The organism is Anabaena sp. FACHB-595, assembly GCF_048568275.1.
Taxonomy (GTDB): Bacteria; Cyanobacteriota; Cyanobacteriia; order Cyanobacteriales; family Nostocaceae; genus Trichormus.
This window is the reverse complement of sequence record NZ_CP183473.1, coordinates 4,007,239-4,029,220: the sequence shown is the minus strand read 5'-3', so window position 1 is coordinate 4,029,220 and position 21,982 is coordinate 4,007,239. Positions and strand designations below refer to the sequence as shown.

At 42.7% G+C, this 21,982-nt stretch carries 19 protein-coding genes; 17 read left to right on the top strand and 2 right to left on the bottom strand.

Annotated elements, in window-relative coordinates:
• Positions 1-23 precede the first annotated feature (23 nt).
• The 4 genes from ntrB to ACN222_RS16675 all read left to right on the top strand — a co-directional run bounded on the left by ntrB (position 24) and on the right by ACN222_RS16675 (position 3,692).
• Positions 24-845: a nitrate ABC transporter permease gene (gene ntrB / locus ACN222_RS16690; protein WP_010997486.1), complete on the top strand. Its 822-nt coding sequence runs from the start codon at positions 24-26 to the stop codon at positions 843-845.
• Positions 846-912: 67 nt separating this feature from the next.
• A complete protein-coding gene (locus ACN222_RS16685) occupies positions 913-1,704 on the top strand; it encodes an ABC transporter ATP-binding protein (RefSeq protein ID WP_010997485.1) in 792 nt (263 codons plus the stop codon).
• An 87-nt stretch (positions 1,705-1,791) separates the two neighbouring features.
• On the top strand, positions 1,792-3,075 hold the full coding sequence (locus tag ACN222_RS16680; protein ID WP_010997484.1) for a CmpA/NrtA family ABC transporter substrate-binding protein: 1,284 nt from the start codon (positions 1,792-1,794) through the stop codon (positions 3,073-3,075).
• A gap of 32 nt (positions 3,076-3,107) precedes the next feature.
• Positions 3,108-3,692 carry a pentapeptide repeat-containing protein gene (locus ACN222_RS16675; RefSeq protein WP_084789107.1) on the top strand — a complete coding sequence of 195 codons (585 nt, stop codon included), beginning with the start codon at positions 3,108-3,110 and terminating at the stop codon, positions 3,690-3,692.
• A 344-nt stretch (positions 3,693-4,036) separates the two neighbouring features.
• Here the strand turns inward: ACN222_RS16675 and ACN222_RS16670 are convergent, their stop codons facing one another.
• Positions 4,037-6,205, bottom strand: a complete 2,169-nt coding sequence (locus tag ACN222_RS16670) for a DEAD/DEAH box helicase (RefSeq protein WP_010997482.1) — start codon at positions 6,203-6,205, stop codon at positions 4,037-4,039.
• Between the two features lie 134 nt (positions 6,206-6,339).
• Complete coding sequence (locus ACN222_RS16665; RefSeq protein WP_010997481.1) at positions 6,340-6,714, bottom strand: hypothetical protein; 375 nt, start codon at positions 6,712-6,714, stop codon at positions 6,340-6,342.
• A gap of 704 nt (positions 6,715-7,418) precedes the next feature.
• Here ACN222_RS16665 and ACN222_RS16660 point away from each other — a divergent pair.
• The 13 genes from ACN222_RS16660 to ACN222_RS16600 all read left to right on the top strand — a co-directional run bounded on the left by ACN222_RS16660 (position 7,419) and on the right by ACN222_RS16600 (position 21,981).
• Positions 7,419-8,717 (top strand): type IV pilus twitching motility protein PilT, encoded by a 1,299-nt coding sequence (locus tag ACN222_RS16660; protein ID WP_010997480.1) that lies wholly within the window; start codon positions 7,419-7,421, stop codon positions 8,715-8,717.
• 160 nt (positions 8,718-8,877) lie between these two features.
• Complete coding sequence (locus ACN222_RS16655) at positions 8,878-9,642, top strand: circadian clock KaiB family protein (protein WP_010997479.1); 765 nt, start codon at positions 8,878-8,880, stop codon at positions 9,640-9,642.
• A gap of 476 nt (positions 9,643-10,118) precedes the next feature.
• The gene (locus ACN222_RS16650; protein ID WP_010997478.1) at positions 10,119-10,697 is read left to right on the top strand and encodes a DUF4255 domain-containing protein; all 579 of its coding nucleotides are present in this window, start codon (positions 10,119-10,121) and stop codon (positions 10,695-10,697) included.
• Between the two features lie 108 nt (positions 10,698-10,805).
• Complete coding sequence (locus tag ACN222_RS16645) at positions 10,806-12,005, top strand: hypothetical protein (protein ID WP_010997477.1); 1,200 nt, start codon at positions 10,806-10,808, stop codon at positions 12,003-12,005.
• 17 nt (positions 12,006-12,022) lie between these two features.
• A complete protein-coding gene (locus tag ACN222_RS16640; protein WP_010997476.1) occupies positions 12,023-13,477 on the top strand; it encodes a phage tail sheath family protein in 1,455 nt (484 codons plus the stop codon).
• Between the two features lie 114 nt (positions 13,478-13,591).
• Positions 13,592-14,023, top strand: coding sequence for a phage tail protein (locus tag ACN222_RS16635; RefSeq protein WP_010997475.1), 432 nt, complete (start codon positions 13,592-13,594; stop codon positions 14,021-14,023).
• An 11-nt stretch (positions 14,024-14,034) separates the two neighbouring features.
• Positions 14,035-14,538 (top strand): phage tail protein, encoded by a 504-nt coding sequence (locus ACN222_RS16630; protein WP_010997474.1) that lies wholly within the window; start codon positions 14,035-14,037, stop codon positions 14,536-14,538.
• Between the two features lie 48 nt (positions 14,539-14,586).
• Entirely contained in the window at positions 14,587-14,739 is a 153-nt protein-coding gene (locus ACN222_RS16625) for a DUF5908 family protein (protein WP_010997473.1), read from the top strand.
• A 188-nt stretch (positions 14,740-14,927) separates the two neighbouring features.
• Complete coding sequence (locus ACN222_RS16620) at positions 14,928-15,632, top strand: CIS tube protein (RefSeq protein ID WP_010997472.1); 705 nt, start codon at positions 14,928-14,930, stop codon at positions 15,630-15,632.
• Positions 15,629-17,398 (top strand): type VI secretion system tip protein VgrG, encoded by a 1,770-nt coding sequence (gene vgrG / locus ACN222_RS16615; protein WP_010997471.1) that lies wholly within the window; start codon positions 15,629-15,631, stop codon positions 17,396-17,398. The genes ACN222_RS16620 and vgrG overlap by 4 nt, the downstream gene beginning before the upstream one ends.
• Before the next feature lie 85 nt (positions 17,399-17,483).
• A complete protein-coding gene (locus tag ACN222_RS16610) occupies positions 17,484-17,786 on the top strand; it encodes a PAAR domain-containing protein (protein WP_010997470.1) in 303 nt (100 codons plus the stop codon).
• A gap of 1 nt (position 17,787) precedes the next feature.
• Positions 17,788-18,237, top strand: coding sequence for a GPW/gp25 family protein (locus ACN222_RS16605; protein ID WP_010997469.1), 450 nt, complete (start codon positions 17,788-17,790; stop codon positions 18,235-18,237).
• 48 nt (positions 18,238-18,285) lie between these two features.
• Positions 18,286-21,981, top strand: coding sequence for a baseplate J/gp47 family protein (locus ACN222_RS16600; RefSeq protein ID WP_010997468.1), 3,696 nt, complete (start codon positions 18,286-18,288; stop codon positions 21,979-21,981).
• Position 21,982 lies beyond the last annotated feature (1 nt).

Below are 21,982 nucleotides of genomic sequence, written 5' to 3'. Positions count from 1 at the left end.
TTATTTCCTGAGGCTATAAATAAATGTACTCACAAGCTAGGTATAAAACTTTTATCCAGCGAATAGCAATAGTATCCTACCAAAGGCTAACACAGGTATTTCCTTCTATATTTGGCATTTGTATCTTTTTGATATCCTGGCACTTTTTAAGCTTGCGTCCTGATACATCTTTGCCGTCGCCGGTTGCAGTTATCAGCAATACTTGGGATTTGATTAAAGACCCGTTTTTTTATAAAGGAGGCAATAATAAAGGTTTTTTCTGGCTAATTCTCGCTAGTCTCAAGCGAGTAGTTGTTGGTTATTTGCTGGCTACATTCATAGGTATTCCCATCGGTTTCATTATTAGCTTAAATAGCTTCTGTAGAAAAGCCATCGACCCACTCATACAATTACTGCGTCCCGTTGCTCCTTTGGCTTGGCTACCGTTAGCACAAGCGGTATTTCTCAAACCTAATCCCTCAGCTATTTTTGTGATTTGTATCACTGCTATTTGGCCGATTATTTTGAATACCGCATTAGGTGTCAAGCTTGTCCCCAAAGATTATAGAAATGTTTCTAAGTTGTTGGGTTTATCACCATTAGAAAACTTTTACAAAATCCTCTTACCCGCAACTTTACCCTATATATTTACTGGGTTGAGAATTGCCATTGGTTTATCGTGGTTAGCAGTTGTCGCCGCCGAAATGTTGCTGTCTGATGATGGAATTGGCTTTTTCATTGTGGATGCTTATAACAATGCGAATATTCATGAAATGATTTTGGCAATTGTTTATTTGGGTGCTGTGGGTTTGGTGCTAGACAAAATCATGGCCTATATTTCCGAAAAAGTGACTCCTCAAGAGTAAGTTATAAGCGTGAGACAAGGGGGACTCGATTAGTCAGCGCTTTTTCCAGTCATTAAAAGTAAATACTATGCCTAGTTTTGTAGAAATCAGGGATATAAAAAAGGAATTTGTTCAAGATGGTAGTAACAATATTGTTCTCAAAGATATCAACTTAGAGATTCAGCAGGGCAATTTTGTATCTCTGATTGGGCATTCTGGTTGTGGTAAATCGACGCTTTTAAATATTGTGGCTGGTTTAGAAAAACCGACTCAGGGGCAGGTACAAGTCGATGGTCAAATAGTAAAAAGACCATTCCGCGATCGCATGGTAGTATTCCAGAATTATTCCCTGTTACCTTGGCTCACCGCTTGGGAAAATGTGGCTTTGTTCGTCGATAAAGCCATGCCTCGGAAATCCAAAAATGAACGCCGTGAGATTATCGCCTCTCACCTAGAGATGGTTGGTTTAAAAGACGCAGCCCAGAAAAAACCAGCGCAACTATCGGGAGGGATGAAACAACGTGTGGCCTTAGCCCGTGCTTTGGCTGTACAACCCAAGTTACTCTTACTCGACGAACCATTTGGCGCATTGGATGCCCTCACCCGTGGTTCCTTGCAAGTAGAGTTAATGCGTATTTGTAATATTTACCACATCACAACCATCATGGTGACGCATGATGTAGATGAAGCATTATTACTCTCAGATCAAGTAGTGATGTTAAAAAATGGCCCAGCCGCCACTATCGGTCAAATTTTAGATATCCCCTTTGAACATCCCCGTTCTCTAGAAATTAGAGATAGTCCCCAATATCACCACTTACGCCAACAATTAATGCAATTTTTACAAGGTCAAGAACAAGCTAAACGCTTACACGTATAGATACTTCATTCTTAGCGAACTAACTTTAGCAAAACTCTGCGTACCTTTGAGTTGAAAAATTATCATTTAAATTCCCCCAGAGTTAATATGCCAAAGTTAAACAGGCGACAATTTATCACAACTGCCGGTGCAGCCGCACTGACTCATGCCACTATTGCCAAAACTCAGTTAAATTCTGGTGTTTATGCTGGCTATAGTGACACCCCAGAAGTAACCACAGCCACCCTGGGCTTTTTACCTGTTACTAGCTGCTGTCCTTTAATTATTGCCAAAGCCAAAGGATTTTTTGCTCAACATGGAATGCCCGATATTAATGTTGTCAAACAACCTTCCTGGGCAGTCATGCGCGACAAACTCATCTTAGGTGCTGCCGATGAAGGATTAGATGGTGGGCATTTGCTGTTTCCCATGGTTTACCTCATGGCTACCGGGGAAATTAGCTATGGGCGAAAAATACCCATGTATATTTTGGCCAGAATGAATGTGAACGGACAGGGGATATCAGTTGCTAATAGCTACAAAAATTTAAACCTAAGTATAGATAGTTCTCCCTTAAAATCAGCTTTTGCCCAAAAAACGAAAACTGGGGAAACTGTGCGTTGTGCAGTGCCTTATCGCCGGGTAACAGGTGATTTTTTTATGCGTTGGTGGTTGGCTTATGGTGGAATAGATCCAGACCGTGATTTATCGGTAATTGTCATTGCACCCCCACAGATGGTTGCAAGTATGCGTAGTGGTAGCATGGAAGCCTTCTGTGTAGTTGACCCTTGGCATCACCGATTAATTAAACAAGGGCTTGGTTATTCAACTGTAACAACTGGGGAGTTGTGGCCTAATCACCCAGAGAAAGCTTTAGGAGTAAGGGCTGAGTGGGTGGATAAATATCCCAAGGCGGCAAAAGCGATGCTGGCGGCATTTTTAGAGGCGCAAATCTGGTGTGACAAGCCAGAAAATAAAGCAGAGCTTTTGCAAATTGTTTCAGAACGGCAATGGATTGGCGTGAAAAGTGAATTGACACGCGATCGCCTTTTAGGTAAATTTGATTATGGTAATGGGCGGATAGTGGAAAATAGCCCCCATGCTATCAAGTACTGGCGGAAAAATGCTTCCTATCCTTTCAAAAGCCACGATTTATGGTTTCTCATTGAAGATATGCGCTGGGGTTATCGTTCCCCCGATTTTGACACCAAACCCCTAATTGATGCTGTCAATCGTGAAGATTTATGGCGAGAAGCCGCTAAATTAATTGGTCAAGAGTCAGCCATTCCCGCCAGTACATCACGGGGAGTAGAGAAATTCTTTAATGGCTTAGAATTTAACCCAGAAAATCCCCAAGCTTATCTCAATACTCCCAAGATCAGGATAATGTGATGAAGGAGGGTTCGCCATTGGGTAAAAGTATCATGAAATTGAAATTAAGTAAATTAAGCGATCGTATACTACATTATCTAGCCGACTTAACCAAAACTCTACTCGGTCTAGACCATAAAAAATTTCAGCAACTCAGCCTCAGCATACTTAGCTTATTACTTTGGGTAGTATTTGGCATGATCACAATTGCCAATTTCACTCCCCCAGCTTTTGCATTGGAGTACAACAAAGAAATTTTAGTGGAAGCAGATTTTTCAGGACGAGATTTAACAGACTCCAGTTTTACCAAAGCTAACTTGCGTCAGAGTAACTTTAGTAAATCTAATTTAACTGGTGTTAGCTTCTTCGCTGCCAATTTAGAGTCAGCTAATTTAGAAGGAAGCAACCTCACAAACGCCACCTTAGACTCAGCTCGTCTCATCAAAGCCAACTTAAAAAATGCAGTATTAGAAGGAGCCTTCGCCGCCAGCACCAAATTTGATGGAGCAATCATTGACGGTGCAGACTTTACCGATGTACTCTTACGCCCAGACGAGCAGAAAAAATTATGTAAAGTTGCCAAAGGCACTAATCCCACCACAGGAAGAGAAACCCGCGACACATTATTCTGTCCCTAATTTATAAAGGATATGTTGAAAACCCTGTGACTTTAGTCCATGAGCAAAAAATGTAGGTTGAGTGGAGGCTTTGCGTAACCCAACACCCTAATATATGTTGTGTTGCTCTGCACTCTACCAAACCTACGTCTAATGTACTATTTTAGTCCTGGCAAATTTAAAATATAAAATAGTGCAATAACAGAAATTCTATCCGCGTCTATCCGCGTGCATCTGCGTTTAATTTCATCCCAGTCTATTGCAACATTTACATATAGCCGTAGCCAGATAGATTAGGACATCAAGCTAAGATAAAATCCTGATAATAAAAGGCTTTCAAGTCTGTCAACCGTCAACAGCTATAATTACCAATTACCAATCACCCTTCTAATTTCATCCATATCCAAATAATCATCAGCAAAAGCTTTCCGCAACAGAGGATGAGGAATAAACTCGTCATACTTTTGCATCTCTGGCGCTTCCGCCGAACTTATCAAATCTTCGCTCCTAATTCTTTGTTCACACAAAGAGACAATCTCTTGCTGAATATATTTAAATTTCCCCTTCCCTAACTTAATCGTCAAATAATAGGGATTTACCCCACCAATACTACTAATTTCTAAAGATTCTCGACAAAAATTATTCAGTAACCTTTCCAAAGTGCGGTAAGCCACAGTACCCATCCACGGAAAGATACAACATCTACCTTTTTCTAACTGCAAAATATACTGCTTATCTAATCCAACTTCTTTTACCAATTCCCGAACTTTTCGTAAACGTTGGAGGGCTTTTTTTTGCAAATAGCTATATTCGGCATCTTCTAATAAAACACGGCGCATCCTTTGCAAAACCTTAGTGTGAATCGTACCACTACCACCGCGCCAATAACTTGTAGCTTTGCCTTCCACTTGCTTAACTATAACTACTCTTTTTTTAAAGTCAATTTCTGTAACTTCCCATGTCACCCCTGCTAAAGCAAATTGTTTACCAACAACTGGCGGTGTGGCAATACTACCAATTTCTTTTGTCCCTTGCTTAACAGTATATTCTTTGTTATCTGCGAACACGGCATAAAACTGAAACTTACTAACTATTCTTTCACCAGCTAAACCCAGAATTAATTTATTCTGTTCAGTATGTTGAATATGACCAATATCAATTAAATAACGCAACAGTAACTTAAAATCTTCCTGAGAAATAGCAGCAAAGGGGGGCAAACTCAAAACCTGTTTAGCTAAAGCAGCAGGGGAAATTTCTCCCACTGCAACTAAAATACTCATTGTTTGGTGATATAACAAACTCAAAGGATATTTAATTGGTTCAATTGGTTCAATCCAACGTTCTTCTAAATAAAGTTGAATAATCGCTATACACTGTAAAAGTTGCCAAGGAATTTGCTCTGGTAAAGGTGCTTCTGCTGAAATTTCATCCTCAGCACAGATAAAGCGCATATCAGCAGCTTCACCCCTTCTACCCGCACGCCCCAAACGTTGTAAAAAACTGGCTACAGAAAGCGGCGCTTCTAATTGAATTACTCGTTCCAAATGACCGATATCTATACCTAACTCTAAAGTCAGAGTAGCCGCAGTCACCGCCGGGTTATGGGGTTCGCGCATAGCATTTTCTGCCACTTGTCGTAAGCTAGCAGATATACTCCCATGATGTACATGATATATATCTGGATGTGCTTGTTGGCTGGCAATTTGTCGCAAAGAAGCAATTATTGATTCAGTTTGTGTACGATTGTTTGCGAAAATTAAACATTTACGAGATTGACTCAGATTAAAAATATATTGTTCGTATGCTGTGGCTTCTGATTCATCTACATCCTTCGCAATATAAAAGTGTTCTAAAGCTAATTTAATCTGGCGTTTTCCAGCTTCCACTTTTGGTGTAATCACTTGTCTATTAGTTCCCAAACGCAGCCACTCTTCCGCCATTGAATAATCACCTAAAGTTGCTGATAAACCAATGCGGCGGGGTTGGGTTTTGGTTAAGTTGGTCAAACGCTGCAATTGACAAATAATCTGACAACCGCGTTCCGAACCCATAAAGGCATGAATTTCATCAATAACTACAAATCTTAAATCGCCAAATAAACGTAATATTTCTTTATGTTTATTGACTAATAAACTTTCTAGAGATTCTGGTGTAATTTGGAGAATCCCTTGGGGATTTTTTAGGAGTTTATTTTTGCGACTTTGCGCCACATCACCATGCCAATGGTAAACGGGGATGTCCGCTAATCTTAATAAATCGTTGAGCCGTGCAAATTGGTCATTAATTAAAGCTTTGATAGGGCCTATATATAGTGCGCCTATGGTGCTGGCGGGGTTGTCGTGTAACAGAGTTAAAACTGGTAAAAAAGCTGCTTCTGTTTTCCCCGCAGCTGTAGCGGCGGCAATTAATAGATGAGCATCGCTGTCAAATACCACCTCACAAGCTGCCGTTTGAACAGGTCTTAATTCAGTCCACTGATGATGATAAATATATTCTTGAATAAAAGGTGCAAGTCTGTTGAAGGCATTAGTCATTAGTTGGAGACGCGATTAATCGCGTCTGTACAATTGTCAGAGACGCGATTAATCGCGTCTGTCCCAAATATAGACATGAAAAAACCCGGCTTGACCGGGCAGATGTACTGTTTGTCGAATTTGTGGTAAGAAATTTAAATTTTGATGTCACAAGTAAGAGGGCAGGAAGCATAGACTGTGCTTTCCATTTGTTCTTCTTCTCCGTGCAACCAGCTTAACCATTTAATGTCTGTGGGATGTACACCTTTAAATGTCAACACACCAGCAGCAATCAAAACTGCCATTACATTAAACATAATTAAGCTACCTGCTACGAATAAAACCGCACTGACAGGCATTACAGATTGCAACACAATTGACAACAGACATCCGACCGTAGCCATCAAAACCACTAATGGAAAACCCACAACCAACAAGCACACTGCCAGCGTAAAAGTCCATATCAAAAAGCTTTTGATAACCAACAAGGAGTAGGTCTTACCGAGATTAGAGCTCTGAGCCGAAACCATGACTTTTCCTCCTAAATACACAGTGAGTTTAGTATTCAGTAATATTTCGATTTGATGAAACAAACTGATTACTTTAATGAAGTTTCAGTATATAAAACCCATCTCGGAAAATGAGCATTTATTTATTAAACTTTACAATTATTTTTTTTCAATGATGAATGTAAAGCCGGATTTACATTTCAGGATTAATCTAGCTTTCATTATCTGTCTTGAGGAGTAGAACACAAAAGCCATGACTGAAAAAGTCCACTACAAACTCTTGACTTAGATTTTGCTTAACATTTCTTATGCAAAATCGATTTGTCTCTCATAATTCTCTTGTGGCGCTAGACAAATCATCTACAAATGATTTTGCTATGAATGGCAAGTAAGTTATGGCTAACTCAGCCTTAGCTTTCTCATTTACGTTGATTAAACTATTTATCAAATCTTGTTCGTGTTAAAAAACACTAATAACTGTAAGCGTATTCGCTGATGTTGTTATGGAAATGCTTAGGTTAAACCAGTTTATATAGATGTAGTGTAGAATTTCTGTTTTTATTTTATGGTTATAAAAAATACAAAGTACAAAGGGCTTTGTAACGAAGTGTTATTTACGGGTTTTTAGCAATCAGGTATCTGCAATGCCGCGTTCCAAAGCTATGAGAACCTTGACCAGAGTTTTTTGCTGTTTCTAGTTAATAACTACAAAATCATAAAGATATATGACGGAATCCCAGTCCCCATCAACTTCCCATCCTGTTGCTTCACGTAATATACCGCCTGTACCACCGCCACCATTACCACCACCACCACCATCGTTAACTACCCAACGCCAACATACACAAACGTTGGATATGTCATCAGTTAATAGGAGTGCAAATCAACCTTCACCGCCTCCACCACCTAGTGCGGCTCATCGTCCTGGGACACCGCCACCAATTTCAACCCCAGCTAGTGATTCGCCTTTAACTTTGGCGCAGATTATTAAAGAAGCTTTTGATAATGGCTATTCTGATATTCATTTGGGTGTCGGTGAAATTCCCCGCTACCGCAACCGAGGTGAGATTAACCCAACTGAATATCCCGAAACCGATAAGGCGACTTTTATGAGTTGGTTGCGGGAAATCATGACTGAGCCAGAAATTCAACGTTTTCAAGAGCATTTGGAATTTGATGGTGCAACTCAGTACGAATTTGCCCGTGTACGGATTAATGTCTTTGATTCTCTCAAAGGCTATTCGATGGTTTTGCGGTTGATTCCGTTGAAAATCTTATCTATTGACCAGTTGAGACTACCACCAGTATTTCGAGATGTTTGTCACACACACAAAGGTTTAATTTTGGTGACAGGCCCGACTGGTTCTGGTAAATCTACAACAATGGCGGCAATGATTGATTACATCAATCGAGAAATGCCTAAGCACATTATTACGATTGAAGACCCTGTGGAATTCGTTCACCAAAGCCGCAAGTCTTTGATTAAGCAACGGGAAGTGGGAATGCACACCCGTAAGTTTGATAATGCTTTAAAAGCGGCTTTGCGGGAAGATCCAGATTTGATTCTGGTGGGGGAAATGCGGGATAAAGAAACCGTCAATACAGCACTGAAAGCGGCTCAAACTGGTCACTTGGTAATGGGAACCCTACACACCAATAGTGCAGTGAAAACTATTGAACGGATTCTCAATTTATATTCAGGTGAAGAACAGGATGCTATGCGAATAGCCATAGCAGAGTCTTTGGTAGCGGTGATTGCTCAAGGATTGTGTCGCACAACTGATGGTAAGCGGGCAGCTTTCCACGATATTTTGATCAACACTGAAGCGATTAAGGAATGGATTAAGGATGGTAAATATGATGAAATTAGCGAACTGATGAAGCAAGCTAGTTTTGATGGCATGGTTACGATGAATCAATCTTTGCTCAATCTCTATCAAGAAGGCCGCATCACTGAAGAAACTGCGCTGGAAATGTCACCAACTCCTAACGAAATGGCTCAGTTCCTCCGAGGACGAGTTTAGATACGGTAAAAGGTAGAGGGTTAGGACTTACGCAACTGGTAAACTCAATGTCATTAGTCATTAGTTAAGGTTTTGACTTTGGACTATTGACAGCCTTAATGAGAAATCTATGACCTTTGTGTAAGTCCTAACTTAAATTACCGTTCAGTTTTGGGAGCTTGTGACTAAATCGACTCCAGATAACTTACCTATACCTCGGTTATACAAGGGTATCGCCTTGTTTACACCGGGAGGCGATTTAATTTATTGCATCGACCCTCATAAGCAAGGTCGATGGCATTCCCATTTGTGTGCTGCATTGCAGGAAATTTTAGACTTACCGGAACCGCCTCATTTTTTAGTCCCTTGCTATACAGCGACGGTTGACCATTGGTTAGACCCTCAAACCCAGCAGGTGAAAACATTTGCAGAAGCTTCCCCTGGAATACTGAAACATCAAGCTGTGTTGAATGCTATTTTTAGCACGGGAGATTTGGTTTGGCAACCATCTCCTTGGCAAGAGGGCTTGTGCGATCGCCTGGTATTATCAACTTATCGCTCCTCATTCCCCCAACTATGGGAAGACCATGATTTAATTGTCAACTTAGACTTGTCTGAACAGGCTCCCAAATATTATCCACCGGCTATCACAGTCCAAAAAGCGCCACTTAAAACCTATGTTTTACGGTTGTTTGTGGCTGGACATAGTGCGAATACAGAACGGATTTTGAAAAATCTGCATGAACTATTGGAGCGATCGCTAGGATATCCTTACACTATGAAGGTGATTGATGTCTTAACTAATCCTGAACAGGCAGAAATTGATCAGGTTTCCGCCACTCCCACCTTAGTGAAAGTTTGGCCTTTGCCAATTCGCCGCATGGTTGGTGACTTGGACAACGCCGGCAAAATCTTACAAATGTTAGGTGCTATGGATAATGGCTAGTACAGAACGGCGTAAATAAGCCGACCATCCTAAACTAACGAAACGCTTACGCTGTATTCATTTTGAATTTTGAATTTTGAATTTTGAATTCCGCCTTGCGGTACTAGTATTTTTTACTCAGTAATAGCTAAATTGTTGCTACATTCAAAAACTCAGTACTCATGACTTTTTTCAGCCACAAGGCATTTATAGGGTGATTTTCACCTCAATGGAAAAGCCTAATATGTATCATTGTCTATACATAATTCAACATTTTGATATGTATAAATGGTCTAATCCATATATAGTGAAAATAATTGTTGCATTTGACACAATCTGGATAAAAAAAGGCTAATCTGCTCAGTTAATTGAGGACAAATTTTACTGAAACAGGAGAAAACTTTCTAATTTATTAATATTTACTCTTGTTGCCATAACTTATAATCCCAAATTCCCAAAAAAACTCAGGTATCCAGTTGATTCATTGGGGGTTTCCTATGATATCCGATGCAATGAGGCTGATACAGGTTGCTTTGCAACGCTACATTCTTGAATTTGAGCCAGAACTTGGTCTTAGCCAAGTTGTGATCATCGAAAATATTGCAATGGCTGAAGAACTCGGTGGTCAAAACAACCAGATCAATGGTCATGTAGTCATGAGCCTTGTGAATCTACAGGAGGAGACAACCTTAAAAAATTCGCCTCATTATCGTTTGGATAACGGACGCACTATTTACCAAAATCCTCCAGTTAATCTCAACTTATTTATCCTTTTTTCGGCGTTACACAATCAATACGAAACATCTCTGAGATTGCTTTCACGGGTGGTGGAATTTTTTCAGTGGCAAAAAGAGCTTTCTTTTACCACTACACCTGGTATCGGTGGTATATCGCGGGACTTAAGGATATTACCAGACCTTTATAGCCTTACTTTTGAGCAGCTTAACCATCTTTGGGGAGCGTTAGGAGGTAAACAAGTTCCTTTTGTTCTGTATCGCGCTCGGATTCTCTCCTTAGAGGCTCCAAAACGACAAGCTGAAGGTAGCACCATTACTGAAATCTACATTAATGAGTGATTTCAAATAGAAGGGATTAGGGATTGGGAGGAATTTCTGACTCAGGACTTAGCACTCGTCGCTCCCTACCCAGCAATTTTTCAAGTCTCTGAGTACTTATGACGAAGTATGAAGATTCTATATAAGAAAATCCTCAACTTAGAACTGTGGCATGATTTTTATTTGGGACAGCCGAATACGCCTGGATCATTGCCCAACAATTATGATATTTCTCGTACCTTGGCGTTAGTGCCTACCCAGGAATGTTTGCGGGTGCTGGCTAATCTCCGTTGGGTGTTCCGTCCTCAACTTTATGGGGCGAGTCTTTTTGCTAATGTCAACGCAGCGCCATCGGGACAGTTTCCGACGATTTTCCCGATAGACCGAGTTTATAGACTGACATTTTGGTTAGTAGTGAGCGATCGCTATTTTGCCAATTTTACCAATCTGTCCCTCATTAACAGCCGCAATCAAATTTATTATTTCTCTAACCTCTCTGGGAACGAAGGACACGCTCTATTTCTCACCCAACCTTTATCAGCTTACACAACTAACAACGAATATCAGCTTGGGCAGCTAGTCACCCATGCAGACAAAACCCTAGAATCCCTCACCTATCAAGGGAATGCTACTAACATACCAAATCCTAGTGATTGGGATAGTCTCCCAGCTAGTCAGTATGTTTCCGAATTAGACCATCTACCAAGACAGGGAACCTACCGCACCCAAGTTATCACCAACGCCAATCCAGATAATACATATAACTTTACTTTAGTCAATACTAATGAGCAGGAATCTTGGGCTATTGATGTCATCGTTCCCGATACCCATAAATCAGGTGAACCATTCAGCACCAGCCTCAACTTCGTTGGACAAACACCTGGTCATTATCGCTTGTTGGAGAATGACACCCAAGTAGCTGAGTTTGTACTCGTAGATAATAGTCTGCCAGAAGCATTTGCCCTAGTAGAAGTTATCCTCAATCCCGAACTAGTACCATCGGCTTTCTCCCTACTGCAAGCCAGCGCCGGACAAACTTTCATCCAACCAAAAACCTATGTCATTCGTTTTAAGAACCGCGCAACTCGCTGGCGCTATCGCTATGAACAACCGCATGGTTGTAGCGCCGCGAACCTGCCCAGTTACTTCAACCTAATTGATACACACACCTACGCCACCGCCCGTCCTATTGGTTTACGTCAACGTCCCGATAGTCTACTCAACGACTGCCAGGATAGACCTTTGCCTGCCCCCAGTATTACCTTGATTCAACCGGAAACTGATGGCAGCCAAAGAATTGCTCGTATTTTTTCTGATATTTATCTGTAATTCAATTAACAAGAAATATGCCAAGTACTTACAAAACTCCAGGGGTCTATATTGAGGAAATATCCAAATTTCCTCCCTCCATTGCTCAAGTAGAAACTGCCATTCCCGCCTTTATTGGCTATACCCAGATAGCCAAGGTTGGTGTGGAAAACTTTCATACTGATGCTGACAATCTGATTTTGCGACCAGTCAGAATCACTTCGCTGCTGGAATATGAGCAATTTTTTGGTAAAGCCATCAATGAGACGACCATTCAGGTAGTCATCCAAGATACGACCGATAGCAGAGGTAATCTAACAGAACGTAAAGCCAGCGCCAGGATTACTAGTCCTAGTCCTCATAACCTGTATTACTCCATGCAGGCTTACTTTGCCAATGGTGGTGGTCCCTGCTACATAGTGTCAGTCGGCCCTATGAGTAACACTGGCACGATTCAACTAGAAGCCCTACAAAATGGATTAGCTGAGGTGGCAAAAGAAGATGAAGTCACCCTATTAGTATTTCCTGAAAGTCAGAGTCTCAGTGATGAAAACTACGCTGCTTTGATGAGTGCAGCACTAGAGCAGTGCGCTAATTTACAAGACCGCTTCACAGTCATGGATTTAAAATTACCCGCGACAAGACCAATCCCAGCTAATGCAATTGTGGGCGCTTCCAATGCTTTTCGAGATTTAAGTCTGCCCCAGGACAACCTCAAATATGGTGCTTGTTACGCTCCTGATATTGAAACTATATTTAACTACTTTTATCAAGAAGATGCTGTAACAATTTTCCGCAGCGTCAACGGAGGTGCAGAAGAACAGGACACTCTCACAATGGCTGGTTACAATCCTGCCAATGGTGGTGATGGTATTCAATATGCACTCATTGAGTCTGCTATTGATCAATTGCCTCTGATACTTCCCCCTTCTCCTTTGGTGGTGGGACAATATGCCAGAACCGACAACACCCGTGGTGTGTGGAAAGCGCCAGCCAATGTGGCCTTAAGTTCGGTCATCAAACCTGTCCTCAAAATCACTAACGAGCAGCAGAATAATCTCAACGTCCATCCCACAGGTAAATCTATCAATGCCATTCGCGCCTTCACCGGCAAAGGAACCTTAATCTGGGGCGCTCGTACCTTGGCAGGTAATGATAATGAGTGGCGCTATGTTTCTGTGCGCCGCTTCTTCAACATGGCAGAAGAATCCATCAAAAAAGGTAGTGAGCCATTTGTCTTTGAGCCGAACGATGCCAACACCTGGACTAAGGTAAAAGCCATGATTGAAAACTTCCTCACCCTCCAATGGCGTGCAGGAGCCTTAGCCGGAGCCAAACCTGAACAAGCTTTTTACGTCAAAATTGGACTCAACGAAACCATGACGGCTCTAGATATTCTCGAAGGTCGCATGATTGTAGAGATTGGCATGGCAGTAGTCCGTCCTGCGGAGTTTATTATTCTCAAGTTCTCTCACAAGATGCAGGAAAGTTGATTTGGGAGAGGGGTGTTAATGTTTAAAATCCTTATACCCCTATACCCTTACCAGACAACCTGAATAGGTAAGTCCTAAACTATATAAATTTCAAAATTAACGGATGTAATAATCATGGCTGAATATCCTTTACCAAAGTTTCATTTCCAGGTCGATTGGGGTGGTTCTCGTCTAGGGTTCACGGAAGTTTCTGGACTAGATGTGGAAACTGAGGTTATAGAGTACCGTGAAGGTAACTTACCGCAGTACCACAAACTCAAGATGCCTGGTATGCAGAAATTTAGCAACATCACGATGAAGCGGGGGACATTCCAAGGGGATAACGATTTTTACAAATGGTGGAATACTGTTGCGCTCAACACGATTGAGCGTCGTGATTTGACGATTAGTCTGTTGAATGAAAAGCATGAACCAGTCGTTGTTTGGAAAGTTAATCGTGCTTGGCCTACGAAAGTACAATCAACAGACCTCAAAGGTGACGGTAACGAAGTGGCGATAGAAAGTATTGAAGTTGCCCATGAAGGGTTAACTATTCAAAATGGCTAAACTAATTTCCTATGATTCGCACCTATCCACCAGTTAGTTTCTTTTTCGAGGTCGTTTTTCAGGGTGAAAACCTAGATAAGGATGTGGTTGAAACCCGGTTTCAGAGTGTGACTGGACTTAGTGTTGATATGCAGACTGAAACCCTCAAAGAAGGGGGTGAAAATCGTTTTGAACATATTTTACCGGTGCGAACTAAATATGATCCACTGGTGTTAAAGCGCGGTTTAGTGAATGATTCCCAGATGGTGAAGTGGTGTATGGATGCCATTCTCAACTTTGATATTCGCCCGATGAACTTGTTGGTACGGCTGCTGCATATCGAGAGGAGTGATCCTAATCAACCACCAGAAGCGATCGCCACAGGCGGGTCTTCGACCATCGCACCTCTGATGACTTGGAAGGTAATTAATGCTTGGCCTAAAAAATGGTCGGTTTCTGAGTTCAACGCTGAACAAAACTCTATTGCTGTGGAATCGCTGGAGTTGAATTACAGCTATTTTGAAACTTTGAAATAGTGGGGAGTGATGAGAATAACTAACGACAACTGACAAGAGGATAAATTTATGCCGTTGGAAATTAGAGAACTAGTGATTAAGGCTTCGGTGAATGAGGGGGGACAAAATCAAGGTACTGGGGGTGCTGGCGACCAATCAGCAATTATTGCTGCTTGTGTGGAACAGGTGTTAGCTATTCTTCAAGAAAAGTCAGAAAGATAGTAAGTCGGTAGACATAATTAAACGTAAAATGCAAAACTTTAAAACCCCGATAGTAACTGGCTTTTCTCTCCTACCTCCTGAGTTGAAAGGGGTGTAGGGGTGTAAGGGTGTAAGGGTGTAGGAAAAAGACATCTTTCCTGTTTGGCTGTGAAACCTGTTTCATCGGGACTGCCTTCTATTTATAAACTATGGCACTCACAAAAGTTAAACTCCTGGCATATCAAGACAAGCGCTTTGAAAATAAGTTGGGGGAATTTGAGTTACCGATTAATCCTGAGCAATTTTCCCAGTCTTTTAAGGTGGAATATAACCGTGAACAAGCTCAGGGTTCCCAGCGCAATGACCCGGAATTTAAATTCACTAAACCAGAAGAACTGAAGCTGGATTTTACTTTTGACGGTACTGGTGTAGTACCTGTCAATAATGGTAAGCCTGGGGAATTTCATCAGGATGTTGCTGACCAGGTGCGGGTGTTTCTGGATTTGGTCTACAGCATGAATAGTGAGACTCACAAACCAAATTTTCTGCGCCTGATTTGGGGGGACTTTTCCTTTGGTGAGAAGAATGGTTTTGATTGTTTATTAACTGATCTCCAGATTAATTACACTCTGTTTGATCAGACTGGTAAACCACTACGAGCCAAGCTGAGTACAACTTTTACTAGTTACGTTGAACAGAATCGCCGTGTCCGAGAAGAAGGTAAACAATCCCCTGATGTTACCCATCAACGTAAGGTGAAAGCTGGTGATACTTTGCCTTTGATGACGCATCGAATTTACGGTGATCCTGCCTATTATTTACAGATTGCCAAGGTCAACGGTTTAATTAACTTCCGCAAACTAGCTACTAATACAGACTTGCGGTTTCCACCACTGGAAAAAACACAATCATGAACGATCGCATCATCCCCAGAAATTCTCTCTATGATGTCGCTACCTTCAAACTTTTATCTGATGGTAAGGACATCACCAATGATTACACGGTGCTATCTATAACGGTGAATCAGATTGTCAACCGTGTACCAACGGCGCGAATTATACTGCGTGATGGTGCGGCGGCGGATGAGACTTTTGCAGCTAGTGAGGGGGCTGACTTAGTTCCTGGTCAAGAGGTGGAAATTGCGGCTGGGTATGACGGCTCAGATCAGAAGATTTTTCAAGGATTGATTGTCAAACACGCCTTGAAAGTGACTGCTAATGGTGACTCGATGCTGATGCTTGATTGTCGGGGTCTGGCTACTAAACTGACTGTTGGTCGTCATAATCGCTATTTTGTGGATACAAAAGATAGTGATGCGATCGCCGAAATTATCGCTCAACACAGTTTATCGGCAGATGTGGCAGCTACCCAGGTGCAGCATCCGGAAATTGTCCAGTATTACGCCACTGATTGGGATTTTATTCTGTCACGGGCGGAAATGAACGGACAGATTGTGGTGGCACAAGACGAAAAAATTAAGGTGAAGGCTCCTAACACAAGCGGCGCTCCCCAGATTACATTAACTTACGGTGTCAATCTCCTAGAGTTGGAAGCGGCGATGGATGCCCGTCACCAATATCAAGCAGTAAAGGCAACCTCTTGGAATTATGCTGATCAGGCCTTAGTTGAAGCTGAAGCCAGCGAACCTACGGTTAATAATCAAGGCAATTTATCAGGACGGCAATTAGCGCAAGTAATCGACTTGAGTGCATTGGAACTGCGTCACAGTGGTTTGGTGGCTGAACCAGAACTCAAGGCTTGGGCGGATGCTCAACTACTCAAGAGTAGATTAGCCAAAATTCAGGGACGGGTGAAAACCAAAGGCTACCCTGATGCTAAGGTCGATGTGTTGATTCAGTTGGCGGGAGTAGGCGATCGCTTTAATGGACTCGCCTATGTTTCCGGTATTCGCCATGAAATAGTCGGGGGAGCTTGGGACACTCATATACAGATGGGACTTCCTCCCCAATGGTTTTATCAAGAAGTCGACATTATTGATAAACCTGCTGCGGGGTTACTCCCTGGGGTAAATGGCTTACAGATTGGGGTGGTGGTGCAGTTGCAAGACGACCCCAACGGCGAAGACCGCATCCTCGTTAAAGTGCCGATTATCGATGCTCAAGCCGAGGGGATTTGGGCGCGAATTGCCACCCTAGACGCGGGGAATAATCGCGGTTCCTTCTTTCGTCCCGAAGTCGGCGATGAGGTAATACTCGGTTTTCTCAACGATGACCCCCGTGATCCTGTAGTTTTAGGGATGTTGAATAGTAGTGCTAAACCAGCCCCTTTACGCGCTACCGCCGAAAACCATCGCAAAGGGTTTTTTACGCGCTCTCAAATGCAGCTAACTTTTGATGACGACAAGAAAATAATTACCCTACAAACCCCAGGAGGTAATAAAGTCACCATCTCCGACGAAGACAAAGGTATCACCCTCACCGACCAAAACGGCAACACCTTCGCTATGAGCGATCGCGGTATTGCCATGAATAGCCCCAAAGACATCACCCTAGAAGCCACAGGTAAACTGACCCTCAAAGCCACTCAAGATGTCAGCATTGAGGGCTTGAATGTGAATATCGCAGCCAACGCCCAATTCAAAGCCCAAGGTAACGCCGGCGCAGAAGTTTCCAGTAGTGCGATCGCTGTTCTAAAAGGTTCATTAGTAATGATTAATTAAGGTGTTGACTGCTGCTGAGGTCTGAAGTTTATCCTCCCCACCTCCCCTGCCCTGCTCCCCCTGCCCCTACTCCAAAAGGAATCTTATGGGAAAACCCGCCGCTCGTCTTACTGATATGCACATTTGTCCAATGCAAACTCCTGGTCTTCCTCCTATCCCTCATGTTGGGGGGGCGATTGTGGGGCCGGGTGTACCTACAGTTTTGATTCGGGGTTTACCTGCGGCTGTCCTTGGTGATAGTTGTGTCTGCGTCGGGCCTCCTGATGCGATCGTTCTTGGTTCTTCAACTGTGATGATTGGGGGCAAACCTGCTGCCCGTTTGGGTGATACAACAGCACACGGAGGCTCGATAGTTTTGGGAGAATTTACCGTACTCATTGGAGGCTGATATGGACGACGAGAGCAACGCTTATTTAGGTACTGGTTGGGGTTTTCCCCCTACCTTTGAGAAAAAAGCCAGGAGTGTCCGACTTGTCAGTGCAGAAGACGATATTCGAGAGAGCCTGCAAATTCTCTTGTCTACCAATTTGGGTGAGCGAGTAATGCAGCCCAACTATGGTTGTAATTTGCAAGACTTACTCTTTGAAAGCCTTAGCCCTACAGTAGCTAGCAATATTAAAGAACTGGTACGGACGGCAATTTTATATTACGAGCCTCGTATCCGCCTAAACAAGCTAGATATTCAACAAGGAATAAGCGATCGCCAAAATCCATCAGCAGTTAACGAAGCCGATGCCCAAGGCTTAATTCAAATCATTGTAGATTGCACCATCATCAGCACAAATTCCCGCTTTAACTTTGTCTACCCCTTCTACCTACAAGAAGGAAGTGGTAATTAGTCATTGGTAATTGGTCAACACTTCTCTTTTTCCCCCACTCCCGATTCAATGAGCAACAACCGCGATCTACCGAAAAACCCGTTAATCCGCGATGGGGTGAGCCAGCGCCAGCGCCAGGTTTCAGCTTTGTCTCCCGCTTCTATTGGTGTGGATGAGCGTGATTTGGCTGACTTTTTGGTTTTGGTATATCGTCTGAGTGCAAAGGTGATGTATTACAGGGCGGAGAATCAGCCTTGGAGTCCCAGCGATGCGGATGGTAATTGGCAAAACTTTTTTGAGGGTAATACTCCGATTCAAATTGCTTTGATTAGTAAGGTTTCTCCGCAAGTAGTTAAGGATATATATAGTCAAAAGTTGGCAGCGTTTTTGGCGGAACGCACTGTTACTAGTCTCAGTGAAGTATTAAGTATTTGGAAAACTGAGATATTGACAAAGATACAACAATGGTATCTAGGGATAGAAGCTTATACGCCTTTGAAATCCGTAATTAAAGGATTAGTCAAAACAAACTTGACGGAACCTTTAATGAGGATGCAGTCTTTTGAGTTGGGCTGCGGGAATGTGGATGAGGAATTTTATCGGGGGTTTAGTGGGGTATTTGGGTTAACTATCGATGCACCTTTAAGAAGTGACCGGACTCCGTTGATGGGTACAGTTAAGGACGCACGGACAGAACTGGATACGGTGTTTCAGGTGTTGTTGCAAACTTATCGGCAGATTATTCAACAAGCGCCGAATTACTTAAAGGCTAGTTTAAGCGATCGCCAAGACCATCAGCCTTTTTTATCGCTTTATTTTGCTTTTTTGGAGGTGCTGCAACCTGCACGGGATGACCTCAATCGCTTGACGCAGCGACACTTGGACTTTTTCTACCGTCAAGTACTGTTACTACCAGATCGCCCAGCCCAAGCTGATCAGGTTCACTTGCTGTTTGAGTTAGCTAAATCTCAACGGGAATATAAACTGACGGCTGGTACCAGTTTCAAGGCGGGGAAAGATGCGACAGGGGTAGACCTGTTTTATCAGCTTGATGCAGAAACGGTTATTCATAAAGCCCAAATTGCTAGCCTCAAAGGATTGTTTCTCGACTCCCAAGAGAGGAAAACAGCAGCAGTTCCGCAAAATCTTACGGGTTTGTATGCTTCACCAGTCGCCAATTCTGTGGATGGGAAGGGGGGAGCATTTCCCCAAGAACAAATTGTTAAGACATGGTTGCCTTTTGGTAATGAACAGCGTGATCATGCACGTTTAGGAGTGGCGATCGCTTCTGATGTGCTTTTATTACAAGAGGGTCGGCGTGTTGTTGAATTTAAGTTATCCCTGGGGGGCTTTTTCCCACGGCTACCCGATAATCAACTACATCAGGCGTTTGTAGTTTATCTCAGTGGTGAGAAAGCATGGATACCTGCCCCTATTTTACCTGTTGGTCAACTTGCTACCAATGGTCAAGAGCAGACTAGATGGGATGGTTCTAATTTGTATTTGGTAGTAGAACTGGCGGCGGATGTGGCTCCCATCTTACCCTATCGCCCAGATGCACCGATTCCCTACGACCCCAAAGAACTGAATTTACCTCTACAACTAGAACGACCGATACCTGTAGCTAGGCTGGAATTGAATCATCAGCTGTTGGTGAATGAGCGATCGCCTTATCATTATTTTCGAGATGCCCAAATCCTCGATATTACGGTGCAAACCCGTGTGGATGAGGTGCGTAATCTGGTAGTACAAAATGATGTTTCTGTCCTAAATCCTGCCAGACCCTTTGAGCCTTTTGGTTTCCAGCCTCAAGACAAAGCTAATCTCTATATCGGTAGTCAAGAAGTATTACAAAAACGCCTGATTGCCTTGACAATTTCCCTAGAATTGGCAACACCAAAACCTAATAATTGGATAGAGTTCTACGCTGGCTATGATATTCCTGCTAACTTTCAACCAGGAAAAGTCAAAATTCAAGGTTTGCGTCAAAAAACTTGGTATCCGACTACTGCTAATGTAACTGCTAATCTGTTGGATACTCCCGAAATTTCTCTTACTAGTAAATTAGCAAATTTAAAACTAGATTCTTTTGATCAATCCGCACCAGTGGAAATGTTCACTCCTCAGACTAAAACTGGTTTTCTGCGGTTGCAATTGTCGGGTAACTTTCTCCATGAACAATATCCCAGAGTGTTGGCGAAGCAGGTACTAGCAGCAGCCACCAATCAGACGGTAGTTGTTAGTAGTAACCAGAAGCGACAAGCGGTCATCGGCGCTTATTACCGCCGACCAGACAAATCAATATTTGCGGCTACTACCTATTATGTAAACCTTGATGATGAACCGATTATTCCTAACGAACCATATCTGCCGGTTGTGCGATCGCTCTCTCTCAAGTACACTGCTCAAGCAGGTATGAGCGATTGCATCCTTTTTCATCTACATCCTTTCGGTGGGTTTGCAAAGGTAAATTTGGCAGTAAATCCTCCTTTGCTCCCCTATTTCAACCAGGAAGGTGAATTATTCATTGGGTTACAAAACCTAGACCCGCCTACAGCCTTACCCCTATTGTTTCAGGTAGCAGAAGAAACGGCGGATATAAGCTTGCGTCGGCAGGAAGAATATAAACTCCAGTGGTATTATCTCAAGGATAATGCTTGGGAATCTTTAGGCGATCGCATCGTCAATGATGCCAGCAATGGATTAGTTACCTCTGGCATTATTAATTTAGGCATTCCCGCAGATATTAGCAGGAATCAAACCACAATTCTCGACCCCAATTTTCACTGGCTCAAAGTCACTATCCCCGCGCGTAGCCGGACTGTTTGTGAAATCATCGGTGTACACACCCAAGCGGCTCGCGTCACCTTCAAGGATGCAGGTAACGACCCCAACCATTTAGGTAGTCCCCTAGCAGGTGGGACAATTAGTAAGCTAGCTGTTCCCCAACCGGAAGTTAAAAAAATTGCCCAACCTTACACTTCCTTTGGCGGACGAGTTAAAGAACAGCCAGAGAATTTCTACATCCGCATCAGTGAACGCCTACGCCATAAAGGACGAGCCGTCGCCATTTTTGACTACGAGAGATTGGTACTAGAAAAGTTTCCTCAAATTTATAAGGTACGCTGTATCAATCATGGGCAATTTGATGACGCTCAGGAGCAGTTATATGAACTAGCACCGGGTTCTGTGACTTTAGCTGTCATCCCTGACTTGTCACAACGCAGCACCACCAACGATTTAGAACCCAAGGTCAACATTAACTTATTGCAAGAAATTGAAAAGTATCTCGCTAGTGTAAGCTCCCCTTGGGCAATGATTAAAGTGGTGAATCCCCAGTATGAACGCATCCAAGTTGACTTTCAAGTCAAGTTAAAAGCTCCATACAGCAGCAACTTTGGTTATTACCGCCGGGAATTGCAGCAAGCCATTGTTGGTTTTCTCACCCCTTGGACAGTGGATAGCGGTGCAGATATTAACTTTGGGGGTAAAGTTTATCGGTCTTCGATTCTCAAATTTGTTGAGGAGCAGTACTACGTTGATTATGTCGTGAATTTCAAAATGAACCTGAATAATCAACAAGATATCAGAGAAGCGATCGCCATCACTCCCCGTTCTGTAATCACTTCAGTTTCCCCAAAGACTAGCAATCAAGACCACATGATTGAAGAATTTATCGAGCAGGCGATCGTTTTTAATAACCAGAAACTTGAATCTGGCGTTCTTGGCTATGAATCATTAAATGATTTGGAGTTAGGTGAATAAA